This is a genomic window from Moraxella sp. I5G (assembly GCF_055193055.1).
On sequence record NZ_JBUXLH010000007.1, the window covers coordinates 48,276 to 61,484 of the forward strand.

Below are 13,209 nucleotides of genomic sequence, written 5' to 3' on the forward strand. Positions count from 1 at the left end.
TGTGATGAATAAATTGCAAAAATACACTAGAAAGATATTGACAAACCTTGTATCATAAACCACTTTTTAGTTATGTTATAAAACGATAGTGATAAATTATGCACGAAGAAGATTCGGCAATTATTGAAGATGTGGTGATAGAAAAACCTAAAGTTGCCTTATCCAATCAATTACCTGCAATTTTTCTAGTAGGACCAATGGGTGCTGGAAAAACCACCATCGGAAAACTGCTCGCCAAGCATTTAGGGCGAGAGTTTATCGATTGTGATTGGTATATTGCAGACCAAACGGGCGCAGATATTGTATGGATTTTTGAAAAAGAAGGGGAGGCAGGTTTTCGCAAACGAGAAACTCAAGCTCTCAAAGAACTGGTCCATTTGCCCAATATCGTTATGGCAACAGGTGGCGGGGCGGTAGAGCGTGCCGAAAATCGTGAACTACTAAAACAAGGTCTGGTAATTTATTTGGATGCCAGTGTAGAAACCCAGCTAATTCGCACAAAAAAAGACAAAGGCAGACCGCTCTTACAAAATGATAATCCCAAAGCGGTTTTAGAGGCATTATATAAAAGACGCAATCCATTATATCAAGAAGTTGCTACCATTGTTATGCCAACAGGCAGACTTTTTCCTAAACAAATGGTGCTGGATTTACTTGATGTTTTGACTCGATACAGTCAAAGTTTATACAATCAAACCTTGTCCGATTTAAAACCTTAATTAGAATAAAAGACCAACATAATGACTACAACAGCTCATACATTAACTGTACATGCCCAAAGCCACCAGTATCCCATTTTTATCAAGGCAAGTTCTCAATATCTTGATTTGGCAACACCAATCCTGCCATTTATTTTTGGTAAGCAGGTGATGATTGTTAGCAACGATGTAGTTGCCCCACTGTATTTGGAAAATTTACAAACACAATTACAAAAAGCAGGTTTTGACGTACAAAGCTGTATTTTGCCCGATGGTGAGCATCATAAAAACCAGCAAAGCATCAATGCTATTTATGACGCACTGATGACTCATCACTTTGCTAGAGATTGCACCTTGATTGCTTTGGGTGGTGGGGTTATTGGCGATATGACTGGATTTGCTGCCGCTAGTTATATGCGTGGAGTGAATTTTATCCAAGTACCAACAACGCTACTAGCCCAAGTTGATTCATCAGTTGGCGGAAAAACAGGCATTAATCATCCTCTTGGTAAAAATATGATTGGTGCGTTTTGGCAACCCGTTTGCGTCTTGGCGGATATGGCAACTTTTAAAACCTTGCCAAAACGAGAATTTTGTGCAGGACTTGCTGAAGTGGTGAAATACGCACTGATTTTTGATGAATCTTTTTTGGATTGGTTGGAACAAAACAGTCAAAAAATTTTAGCTCAAGATGGCGAAACTTTAAGTCAGATGGTGTATCAATGCTGTGATTATAAAGCCAAAATTGTGGCAGCCGATGAGCGTGAATCAGGCAATCGCGCTTTACTCAATTTTGGTCATACTTTTGGTCATGTGATTGAAACGCATGAAGGGTATGGTCAATGGCTTCATGGCGAGGCGGTGTCAGCAGGCATGGTTCAGGCGCTGGCGTTATCGTGCCAAATGGGTCTTTTGCACAAACCCGACGTTTTGCGTGTGGTAAACTTATTACAAACGTTTAATTTACCAGTCAAACCACCAGTGATTGATGTGGCAACGGCACTTGATTTGATGGGACATGACAAAAAAGTGCAAAAAGGCAAACTGCGTTTGATTTTACTGCAAAAATTAGGCAAAGCCTTTGTAACAGCGGATTTTGATATGGCTAAATTAACTAAAGTGCTGCACAGCATTGATGAATATATGGTTGTGGGAGAATAAGATGGCAGTTGCAAATAAAAATTCAAGTTTTATCGGTTGGCTGATAACTGCTGGGGTATTTTGTGTTATTTGGCTTGGAACATGGATGACAGCAACACCGCCTAAAGCAACTCAAACAAGCAAAACAGCAGATATCACCAGCCAGGATTTGCCTTTGCCAAAAAAAATAGAAAATTTCACCCAATTTTCTAAAGAGGTTCCTGTCCTAGATGTATCATCTACCTTGATTCGTGATTTACGTAATTATCCTGCCGAATTTAAGGATAAAAAATATTTTGAAAAACACAAACGTAGTTGGACTATGCAGGTAATGGATGTTGCCGAGCATGACATCATCACTGGTTATCTAAAAGGGAGAAATGACCGTGATAAGTTCGCCTATTTTCGTTATAAAAACAAAGCAGGTGAGTCGCGTTATATTTTAACTTATGGTTTGGCAAAATCCAGCCAAGATGCAACCAATTTAGCCAAAGCTACTGATTTGGGTTTGCCGTCAACAGTGGCTGCTGTACCAGAAAAAATGGAACGTTATTTAAGTATGATTGATACTTATGAGCGCAATGATGATATTGTTGATTTAGCGCCCAACGCACCAAGAAAAATTCGCCTGCAAGCAACTAAATCTCAAGTGCCACCTGCCACACCTAAAGAAGTCAGTAAGCCAAGCACTCCACCGCCTGCTCAGCATATGAAACCACAAAATACAACATCTGGAGCAAAATCTACCGAACAAGGTGAGGTGTCTTATGGCAATACAGGCTCTCGCTCAAATGCCAACACTGAACAGCGTAGTAATCGCGTGAATGAAAACCGTCAAAATAACAATGCACCTGTCCAGCAAAAACCAAAACCAAAACCGCAAAGAGAAACGGTGCGCGAAAATCAAGCTGATGATACTGTAGAATATAAAGCTCATGGTAAAGTTGAATATACCACTAAAAAAGAACACAGTCAAAAAGTTGAACACAAATCCAGACCTGAGCATAGAGCTGAAACTCGAACGGATAATAAAACAGAATCGCGTACTGAAAACAGACCAAAACCTGAGCATAAACCAAAGGAACCCGTTGCCGTGCCAATGACTAATACGCCAAGCACGCCCGGTTCAGATTAATGGATAAATCATGATAGAAAATGTAGATGCAAAAACTGTTTTGGCAGATTTAAAGGCGGGTAATGAGCGTTATATTGCCAATCTTGCCAGTACTGACATGTTAAAAATTCCACCTCCAGAATTGGTTGATAAGCAAAAGCCTAAAGCCATTATTTTGGGTTGTTCGGATGCACGTGTACCTGTTGAACTGATTTTTGACCAAAGTTTGGGTGATTTGTTCGTGATTCGGGTGGCAGGAAATATTGTTGCTCCTAGTCAAATTGGCTCTATTGAATTTGCTGCTGAAAAATTTGGTACGCATTTGGTGGTGGTTTTAGGGCATAGTAACTGTGGGGCAGTCAGTGCTTGTGTGGACACTTTGATTAATCCAGAACAGTATTATTCTCCAAATCTGCAATCCATTGTCGATAGAATTCGCCCCAGTGTTTATAATTTACACGAAATTATGACTGCAGGCGACAAAACCGCAGATATGGCAGAGTTTATGAGTCGTGCGGTACGCGCTAATGTGCGTATGTCGGTGAGTCAGTTAAAACATGGCTCACGGATTTTGGAAGATTTAGTAAACAGTGGACAATTGATGATTGTTGGCGCTGAATACGATGTAACCACAGGCAAAGTTAATTTTATTGAATAAAAATCAATCAAAATAATTGAGAGTAAACTATGAAAACCATTTCTCAACCTAAAAATTCTTTACAGATTAAAGGAGTGCAAAACATTCCTTTAGTATCGGAAGGTTTTGTTTATAATCACACCATGTTGCGAGTAAAAGACCCAGTCAAATCGCTTGAATTTTATACAGGAATTTTGGGTATGACGCTATTGCGCCACAGTCAGTATCCTGATGCAAAATTTGATTTGTATTTTTTGGCAAAATTAACCCAAGAAGAGCGAGAAAATTTACCAGAGGTTGTGGATTTAGCCGCTTATGTTTCACGTCAGCGAGCAATTTTGGAATTAACTCATAACTATGGCAGTGAAAACGATGCCGATTTTTCTTACCATAATGGTAATAGCGAACCACGTGGTTTTGGGCATATTTGTTTTAGTGTTCCTAGTTTAGAAGAAGCTGTAGCATGGTTTGATAAAAATGAAGTCATCTTTCAAAAACGCCCTGAAGAAGGCGGCATGAAAGACATTGCATTTATTAAAGACCCTGATGGTTACTGGATTGAGTTAATTGAAATCAAATACTGATGCAATATACCCATTATTTTTTAAAAAAATGTTGGGTATTAATTAGCGATTTTTTGAATTTATCAACGTTTTGGGGTATGATAACAAGAAAATTTATGGGCTTTCCCATAATTTTGACTAGGCACTTGATTTTTAAAATCAAGCACTCAAAAACTTGAAAAGGAACCATCTATGTCAATGCTTGCTGAATACAGAAAACACGTGGAAGAACGTGCAGCTTTAGGCGTTCCGCCACAACCTTTAACCGATGCACAAACCGCTGATTTGGTTGCTTTATTAAAAAACCCACCAGCGGGTGAAGAAGCTTATTTGGTGGATTTATTAGAAAACCGTGTGCCAGCAGGTGTTGACCAAGCTGCTTATGTTAAAGCTGCTTTTTTAAATGCTGTTGCCAAAGGTGAAACTGTTTCACCTTTAGTTAGTAAAGAACATGCAGTGTATTTATTGGGAACAATGTTGGGCGGTTACAATGTTGCACCATTGATTGAGCTTTTGGATAACGCTGAACTTGGCGGCTTGGCAGCAGATGCTTTAAAAAAGACTTTGCTAGTATTTGATGCGTTTCATGACGTAGAAGAAAAAGCCAAGGCGGGTAATGCTCACGCTAAAGCAGTGCTTGAATCTTGGGCAAATGCTGAATGGTTTACCAGTCGTCCTGACGTACCACAAGAGATTAAGATTACTGTATTTAAAGTAACTGGTGAAACCAACACTGATGATTTATCGCCTGCTCAAGATGCGTGGAGTCGTCCCGATATTCCACTACATGCCAATGCCATGCTTAAAAATACCCGAGACGGCATCAATCCTGAAAAACCAGGTGAGGTTGGTCCTTTAAGTCAAATTAAAGAACTGATTGCCAAAGGTAATCAAGTGGCTTATGTGGGTGATGTTGTTGGTACAGGTTCAAGCCGTAAATCAGCAACCAACTCAGTACTTTGGTTCTTTGGTAACGAATTGCCTCACATTCCAAATAAAAAAGATGGCGGTGTTTGTTTGGGCGGTAAAATTGCGCCTATCTTTTTTAACACTATGGAAGATGCAGGCGCACTGCCGATCGAAATTGATGTTACCAGCATGAACATGGGTGATGAAGTTACTCTAAAAATTGACCATGCAAATGCAACCGTTTCTGCCTTTAAAAATGGTGAGCAAATTGCTCAATCTACCCTAAAAACACCTGTATTGCTTGATGAAGTTCGCGCAGGTGGCCGTATCAATTTAATCATTGGGCGCAGTTTAACTGCTAAAGCTCGCGAAGCTTTAGGGCTTGAGCCTTCAACCTTATTCCGTGCCCCAGAACAACCAGTTGATACTGGCAAAGGATATACGCTTGCCCAAAAAATGGTTGGACGTGCTTGCGGCTTACCAGAAGGCAAGGGCATCCGTCCAGGCACTTATTGTGAGCCAAAAATGACCACTGTTGGTTCGCAAGACACAACAGGTCCAATGACACGCGATGAATTAAAAGATTTGGCGTGCCTTGGTTTTTCAGCGGATTTGGTGATGCAATCATTCTGTCATACCGCAGCCTATCCAAAACCCATTGATGTAGTTACACATCATACGCTACCTGATTTTATTATGAATCGTGGCGGCGTTTCACTTCGCCCAGGTGATGGTGTAATTCATTCATGGTTAAACCGTATGCTACTACCAGATACCGTAGGCACAGGTGGCGACAGTCATACTCGTTTCCCAATTGGTATTTCTTTCCCGGCAGGTTCTGGATTGGTGGCGTTCGCAGCAGCAACAGGCGTGATGCCGCTTGATATGCCAGAATCAGTGTTGGTAAAATTCAAAGGAAAAATGCAGCCTGGTATTACGCTGCGTGATTTGGTGCATGCCATCCCTTATTATGCAATCCAAGCTGGCGATTTGACGGTTGAGAAAAAAGGTAAGAAAAACATTTTCTCAGGTCGTATTTTAGAAATTGACCTAACTGAAATGGAAAATGACTTAACCGTTGAACAAGCGTTTGAGTTGTCAGATGCATCGGCTGAACGTTCTGCCGCAGGCTGTGCGATTACGGTGTCAGAAGATAAAGTTGCCGAATATCTTCGTTCAAATATTGTCATGTTAAAATGGATGATTGCTGAAGGTTATGGTGATGCTCGTACTTTGGCGCGCCGTGCTGAAAACATGCAAAAATGGTTGGATAATCCAAGTCTATTAAAAGCTGATGCAGATGCTGAATACGCAAAAGTGTATGAGATTGATTTATCTGAAATTAAAGAACCAATCCTATGCTGTCCAAACGACCCTGATGATGCTAAATTATTATCAGAAGTAGCTGGTGATAAGATCGATGAAGTGTTTATTGGTTCTTGTATGACCAACATTGGTCATTTCCGCGCAGCAGGTAAATTGCTTTCTGGCGTACCAGCAGGCAGCCTAACCACTCGTTTATGGATTGCTCCACCAACTAAAATGGACGAACGTCAATTGATGGATGAGGGTTATTACAATACGTATGCTCAAGCTGGCGCCCGTACTGAAATGCCTGGCTGTTCACTATGTATGGGTAACCAAGCTCGTATTGCTCCTAATAGCACAGCGGTTTCGACGTCTACTCGTAACTTCCCGAACCGTTTAGGTCAAGGGGCGAATGTGTATCTAGCATCAGCAGAATTAGCTTCTGTGGCGTCTGTACTTGGTAAATTGCCAACAGTGGATGAATACATGAACTATGCTGGTAAGCTGCAATCTATGGAAGCCGAAGTTTATAATTATTTAAACTTTGATAAAATGACTGATTACACTGAAAAGTCATATAAAATCAACGTAGCTCAATTGACCTAATCACACCCAAATAAAAAAATACCACTGTCTTATGATGGTGGTATTTTTTTTTATTTTTTTGTAAAGTAGAATGGACAACAAAAATGAATGTGGTATAATTTACCGCTTTTTTAAAATCATTGGTTTTAAAAGCACAATTAAAATATTGCCGTACAAGCGGTTGAATCATCAAAATTTGCCAATATATAGATGGCAGGTTTGATATTTGCTCTTGTTAAATCTAGATTGGTATTTTACCAATATCACTGAACCTTAAAACTGAATGATTTAAGTTTTATGGGTTTTTTCTTTTAACCCCTATCTGAGATGGTAATCTGATATGAGCGTTACACCTGTAAATCCAATTTCCCATGCCACCAACAAATATTATTTAGACCGTCAAAATAAAATGGAATCTAATGTTCGTAGTTATCCCCGTAAGCTTCCCCTAGCCATTGCTAAGGCTAAAGGTTCTTGGGTAACCGATGTTGAAGGCAACGAGTACCTTGACTTTTTAGCGGGCGCTGGCACCCTAGCTTTAGGGCACAACCATCCCCAAATTATTTCAGCAATAAAAGAAGTGCTGGATAGTGGCTTGCCATTACATACATTGGATTTGACAACTCCGATGAAAGATGCGTTCAGTGCTGAATTGTTGTCGTTTTTTCCAAAAGATGAGTATGTATTGCAGTTTACAGGTCCATCGGGAGCTGATGCTAATGAAGCAGCAATTAAACTTGCCAAAACCTATACAGGACGCGGCAATGTAATCGCTTTTTCTGGTGGTTTTCATGGCATGACGCATGGAGCATTGTCCTTGACGGGCAACCTAAATGCCAAAAATAACGTGCAAAACTTAATGGCGGGTGTGCAATTTTTACCATACCCACACGAATATCGTTGCCCTTTAGGAATTGGCGGTGAACAAGGCGCAAAAGCTTTAACGTATTACTTTGAAAATTTTATTGAAGATGTAGAAAGTGGCGTGGTTAAGCCTGCAGCGGTAATTTTAGAAGCGATTCAAGGGGAGGGCGGTGTTGTACCAGCACCAATTGAATTTTTACAAAAAATCCGTGAAGTTACGCAAAAACATGGTATTTTAATGATTGTTGATGAAGTGCAAGCTGGATTTTGTCGTAGCGGCAAAATGTTTGCCTTTGAACACGCTGGCATTTTACCTGACATCGTGGTGATGAGTAAGGCAATTGGTGGCAGTCTACCTCTTGCGGTACTTGCCATCAAAAAACAATTTGATGCTTGGCAGCCTGCTGGGCACACAGGCACGTTTCGTGGCAGTCAGCTGTCAATGGCGGCAGGCTTTACCGCTCTTAAAATCATGCGTGAAGAAAACCTTGCTCAAAATGCTAAAGAGCGCGGTGAATATTTGATGACCGCTTTGCAAGAACTGTCCAAAAAGTATCCTTGTATCGGTCATGTGCGTGGTAAAGGCTTGATGATGGGAATTGAGATTGTTGATGAGCGTCAATCTGCCAATCAAATCGGCTCATACCCAGAAGATGGCGAGCTTGCTGCGGCAATCCAAAAAGCATGTTTTAACAATAAATTACTGCTAGAACGCGGTGGACGTGGCGGTAACGTTGTACGCGTACTGTGTGCGGTCAATATCAGCCAGAAAGACTGTGAAGAAATGGTGAGTCGTTTTGAAAAATCAGTGATACAGGCGTTAGCGTCAGTGCGTGGCTGATGAATTTATCATTGCTAAATTATTATCTAAAAAAGAGCTTAATTTATTTAAGCTCTTTTTTTTATTTATCAAAATTTTGGATGTAAAAGGGCATACAAAAAATGAATGAGTACTTTGGGTTCAATGATGATTGTGGCAACAGTGCCAAATAATGCCCCTGTTAAATGAGCTAAATGATTAACATGGCTATTATTTTGTTTATTAGCGTAAATGCTATAAGCCATATAAATAATAGCAAATAAAATAGCTGGAATTGGAAGAATTCCAAAAAAATAAATTAAATTCCAAGGATATAATAATACAAAAGCAAATATAACAGCCGTTACGCCTCCTGATGCGCCCAGTGTAATGTAATTAGGGTTATTTTTATATTTTATAAAATCAGGAATGGCTGAGACAGCAATCGCGCTAATATAAAATAATAAAAAACCTAAAAATCCAAATTTATAAATATATAGTTTTTCTATTGCTTGTCCAAAAAAGAAAAAATTAAACATATTAAACAATAAATGCCAACCGTCTTTATGAACAAAACCATAAGTAATAAAACGGTCAATTTCACCTTTTTGAACAAGCGTAGCATTAAAAACCAACCGTCTTAATAAATTTGGCATTTGCCAAGCCATTAAACTTACTAAAATAGTAATAATTAAAATAACAGTTGTATGAGTCATAATAAAAAAATAAATAAAAATAAATAAAATAATTTATTATAAGTTAAATTAATTTTTTGGTAAATAATAATAAATTTAATGGAATAATTTTAATTTGTGTTATGGGTTGATTTTGCTATAATGATTTTTTTAAATTAAATTGGGTTTTTATGTACGATTTTATTGCGATTGGAAATGCACTGGTAGATACTGAATTTGAGTTGAATGAAGAAATTTTGGCGAAAATAGGGCTTGCTCGTGGCAGTATGACGCTTGCCGAAAAAGATGCTCAAAACGCTTTGTTTTCAAAGCTTGCCAGCCATCAAGTTTATTCTGCTAAAAAAACAGGCGGTGGCAGTGCTGCCAATTCGGTGTGTGCTTTTGCTGGGTTGGGTGGAACGGCTTATTATCACTGCTGTGTGGGCGATGATGAGTTTGGAGAGTTTTATTTATCAGATTTAGCTGATTTTGGTGTAAGGACTTGCAAAGATAAAGCCATGATTCATGGAGTAACGGGAAGCTGCGCGGTTTTGGTTACACCTGATGGTGAGCGTACAATGCAAACTTATTTGGGAGCAAGCAGTGAAATTGGCATGAAAAATATTGATTTTGATGTTCTAAAGGGTGCAAAAATTTTATATTTAGAAGGCTATTTGGCGATGAATGAAACGTTACTGCCTGTCATTCGTCAGCTGATTAGTACCGCTAAAACTAATAATGTTAAAATTGCAGTTAGTTTTGCTGACCCAGCAGTCGTAACATTTGCTAAACAAGGGCTGTTGGACTGGCTGGCTTTGGGTGCGGATATGATTTTTTGCAATTTGGACGAAGCCAAAATTTTTTCAGATAGCGATGACGATGAAAAAGCAGTGCAAACACTGCTGGATTACGTAAACTTAGCAGTTGTAACCAATGGTAAAAATCCAACTCATCTTGCCCAAAAATTGGCTGAAAATATCAGCATTGAGAAAATCGCCGTACCTTCTGCAAAAGCGGTGGTGGATACTAATGGAGCAGGCGATAACTTTGCAGGCGCGTTTTTATACGGCTTAACTCAAGGGTTGGACATAAAAAAGTGTGTCATGCTGGCAGGATTGGTTGCTAGTCAAGTGGTGGCAAAGTTTGGGGCGAGATTGGATAAGAGTAATTATGTAAACGCAAAAAATCAAATGATTTAATTATCTGATTAACTAGATTATTTAATTTAAGGAAAATTATGACAAAAAGCATTCAACAACGCGCCGAACTTCAACGCCGTATTTGGCAAATCGCTAATGATGTCCGCGGTTCTGTCGATGGTTGGGATTTTAAACAATACGTTTTGGGCTCACTTTTCTACCGCTTTATTAGCGAAAACTTTGCTAATTATATTGAAGGTGGTGATAAAAGCGTGAACTATGCTGGCTTATCTGATGACATCATCACGCCAGAAATTAAAGCAGATGCGGTAAAAACCAAGGGTTATTTTATTTACCCGAGCCAATTATTTAAAAATGTCGTGGCGAATGCCAACACCAATCCAAATCTTAACACCGAATTAAAACAAATCTTTAACGACATTGAAAACTCCGCCATAGGCTACCCTTCTGAACAGGATATCAAAGGCTTATTTGCTGATTTTGATACCACCAGCAACCGATTAGGTAATACCGTTGCCGATAAAAACAGCCGTCTAGCTGCTGTATTAAAAGGCGTTGCCGAGTTAGATTTTGGTGACTTTGAAGATAATCATATTGATTTATTCGGTGATGCTTACGAATTTTTAATTTCCAACTATGCCGCTAATGCCGGTAAATCGGGTGGTGAGTTCTTTACGCCACAATGTGTTTCCAAGCTGATTGCTCGACTGGCTTTATATGGACAAGATAAAGTTAATAAAATTTACGATCCGGCGGCCGGTTCGGGTTCTTTATTATTGCAAGCGAAAAAACAATTTGATGAACACATCATCGAAGAGGGATTCTTCGGGCAGGAAATTAATCACACCACTTACAACCTTGCTCGTATGAATATGTTTTTGCATAACATCAACTACGACAAGTTTGATATCGCCCTTGGCAACACCTTAATGAATCCGCAATTCGGCGAGGATAAACCCTTCGATGCTATCGTTTCTAACCCACCTTACTCCGTGAAATAGATTGGCTCGGATGACCCAACGCTGATTAACGATGAACGCTTTGCTCCTGCCGGCGTACTTGCGCCGAAATCCAAAGCGGACTTTGCCTTTATTTTGCATGCGTTAAGTTATCTTTCAGCAAAAGGTCGCGCGGCGATTGTCTCCTTCCCCGGTATCTTTTATCGTGGCGGTGCCGAACAAAAAATTCGCCAATATTTGGTGGATAATAACTATGTGGACGCGGTGATTGCCTTAGCACCCAATCTATTTTATGGTACCAGTATTGCGGTGAATATTTTGGTGCTTTCCAAAAAATACTCAAACCGTTCAAAAATCCAATTTATCGATGCCAGCGGTTTATTTAAATCCGCCACCAATAACAATATTTTGGAGGAGGAACATATTGAGCAAATTCTCAAACTCTTTGCCGATAAAAAAGATGTGCCACATTTAGCCAAATCCGTGTTCTTTGAAGACATCGTTAACAATGAATACAACCTTGCGGTGAGTTCTTATGTGGAGCAAAAAGACACTCGAGAAGTGATTGATATCGATAAACTCAACGCAGAAATTAAACAAACCGTTGCCAATATTGACCGCTTGCGTGCCGAGATTGATAAGATTGTGGCGGAGATTAAGGGGTAAAAACACCATGAAAAACAACCGCACTTTTTTAGAAAAATTATTGGATGAGGCTGAGGTGAAGTGGAAACCCTTAGGAAAAGTCACTGATATAAAAACAGGTCAGTCAGTTAGCAAAAATATTATTGCACAAAACCCTGGAATATACCCTGTCATCAACAGTGGACGTGAGCCCTTAGGATTTATTGATGAGTGGAACACTGAAAATGATCCTATTGGTATTACAACAAGAGGTGCTGGCGTTGGCTCAATTACTTGGCAAGAAGGTAAATATTTCCGAGGAAATCTTAATTATTCTGTAACAATCAAATCAGAATATGAATTAAATGTTCGCTTTCTTTACCATATACTGCTCCATTTTCAAAAAGAGATTCATAATTTATGCTCTTTTACAGGGATTCCAGCGCTAAACGCTAGCGAGCTAAAAAAATTAGAAATCCCCATCCCCCACTCTCCGTTCAAACCGAAATCGTAAAAATTTTGGACGCATTGACAGCGCTTACCAGCGAGCTTACACTACGTCAAAAACAATATCAATACTATCGGGAGAAATTGTTAAGTGAAGAAGAGCTTGGGAAGGTTGGGTTTGAGTGGAAAACTCTAGATCAAATTTCAGAAAATTTAGATTCTAAAAGAAAACCTATTACAAGTGGCTTACGTACTTCAGGTAAAATTCCTTATTATGGAGCTTCTGGTATTGTTGATTATGTAGGGGATTACATATTTGATGGAGATTTTTTACTTATTTCTGAAGATGGGGCTAATTTATTAGCTAGAAATACGCCTATTGCATTTAGTGCCACTGGAAAAATATGGGTAAATAATCATGCCCATATTCTAAAATTTAACTCTTACGAAGAACGTCGATTCATTGAATTTTATTTAAACAAAATAGATTTAACTCCTTATATTTCAGGTGCTGCTCAGCCAAAATTAAATAAGAAGAATCTAAATAGCATTAAAATACCAATTCCTAGTATTCCTAAACAACAACGCATCGTTTCAATCTTAGATAAATTTGAAACTCTCATCAATTCCATCACTGAAGGCTTGCCTTTGGCGATTAAGCAAAGCCAAAAGAGGTATGAATATTACCGAGAATTGCTATTAAATTTCTCGTAACCCGTAGGGCAGAA

At 39.2% G+C, this 13,209-nt stretch carries 11 protein-coding genes and 1 pseudogene; 11 read left to right on the forward strand and 1 reads right to left on the reverse strand.

Features of this window, described 5'->3' with window-relative positions:
• Window positions 1-98: 98 nt before the first annotated feature.
• The 7 genes from ACZBKJ_RS05230 (at window position 99) to ACZBKJ_RS05260 (ending at window position 8,659) form a co-directional block, all read left to right on the forward strand.
• The gene (locus tag ACZBKJ_RS05230) at window positions 99-719 is read left to right on the forward strand and encodes a shikimate kinase (RefSeq protein WP_463199884.1); all 621 of its coding nucleotides are present in this window, start codon (window positions 99-101) and stop codon (window positions 717-719) included.
• A 21-nt stretch (window positions 720-740) separates the two neighbouring features.
• Entirely contained in the window at window positions 741-1,859 is a 1,119-nt protein-coding gene (gene aroB, locus ACZBKJ_RS05235) for a 3-dehydroquinate synthase (RefSeq protein ID WP_463199885.1), read from the forward strand.
• A 1-nt stretch (window position 1,860) separates the two neighbouring features.
• Window positions 1,861-2,973, forward strand: coding sequence for a hypothetical protein (locus ACZBKJ_RS05240; protein ID WP_463199886.1), 1,113 nt, complete (start codon window positions 1,861-1,863; stop codon window positions 2,971-2,973).
• A gap of 10 nt (window positions 2,974-2,983) precedes the next feature.
• Window positions 2,984-3,610, forward strand: a complete 627-nt coding sequence (locus ACZBKJ_RS05245; protein WP_463199887.1) for a carbonic anhydrase — start codon at window positions 2,984-2,986, stop codon at window positions 3,608-3,610.
• Window positions 3,611-3,639: 29 nt separating this feature from the next.
• Entirely contained in the window at window positions 3,640-4,173 is a 534-nt protein-coding gene (gene gloA, locus ACZBKJ_RS05250; RefSeq protein ID WP_463199888.1) for a lactoylglutathione lyase, read from the forward strand.
• A 177-nt stretch (window positions 4,174-4,350) separates the two neighbouring features.
• Entirely contained in the window at window positions 4,351-6,975 is a 2,625-nt protein-coding gene (locus ACZBKJ_RS05255) for a bifunctional aconitate hydratase 2/2-methylisocitrate dehydratase (protein ID WP_463199956.1), read from the forward strand.
• Between the two features lie 319 nt (window positions 6,976-7,294).
• Window positions 7,295-8,659 carry a diaminobutyrate--2-oxoglutarate transaminase gene (locus ACZBKJ_RS05260; protein ID WP_463199889.1) on the forward strand — a complete coding sequence of 455 codons (1,365 nt, stop codon included), beginning with the start codon at window positions 7,295-7,297 and terminating at the stop codon, window positions 8,657-8,659.
• A gap of 68 nt (window positions 8,660-8,727) precedes the next feature.
• On the opposite strand, the gene ACZBKJ_RS05265 is transcribed toward ACZBKJ_RS05260, so the two are convergent.
• On the reverse strand, window positions 8,728-9,333 hold the full coding sequence (locus ACZBKJ_RS05265; protein ID WP_463199890.1) for a rhomboid family intramembrane serine protease: 606 nt from the start codon (window positions 9,331-9,333) through the stop codon (window positions 8,728-8,730).
• Window positions 9,334-9,482: 149 nt separating this feature from the next.
• Between ACZBKJ_RS05265 and ACZBKJ_RS05270 the strand changes: the two genes are divergently transcribed.
• From ACZBKJ_RS05270 to ACZBKJ_RS05285, 4 genes and pseudogenes are all read left to right on the forward strand, one after another.
• Complete coding sequence (locus ACZBKJ_RS05270) at window positions 9,483-10,490, forward strand: adenosine kinase (RefSeq protein ID WP_463199891.1); 1,008 nt, start codon at window positions 9,483-9,485, stop codon at window positions 10,488-10,490.
• A gap of 38 nt (window positions 10,491-10,528) precedes the next feature.
• Window positions 10,529-12,076: pseudogene (locus tag ACZBKJ_RS05275) on the forward strand (type I restriction-modification system subunit M).
• A gap of 7 nt (window positions 12,077-12,083) precedes the next feature.
• Window positions 12,084-12,548: a restriction endonuclease subunit S gene (locus ACZBKJ_RS05280; RefSeq protein WP_463199892.1), complete on the forward strand. Its 465-nt coding sequence runs from the start codon at window positions 12,084-12,086 to the stop codon at window positions 12,546-12,548.
• Between the two features lie 5 nt (window positions 12,549-12,553).
• Window positions 12,554-13,195: a restriction endonuclease subunit S gene (locus ACZBKJ_RS05285; RefSeq protein WP_463199893.1), complete on the forward strand. Its 642-nt coding sequence runs from the start codon at window positions 12,554-12,556 to the stop codon at window positions 13,193-13,195.
• The last annotated feature ends 14 nt before the right edge of the window (window positions 13,196-13,209 follow it).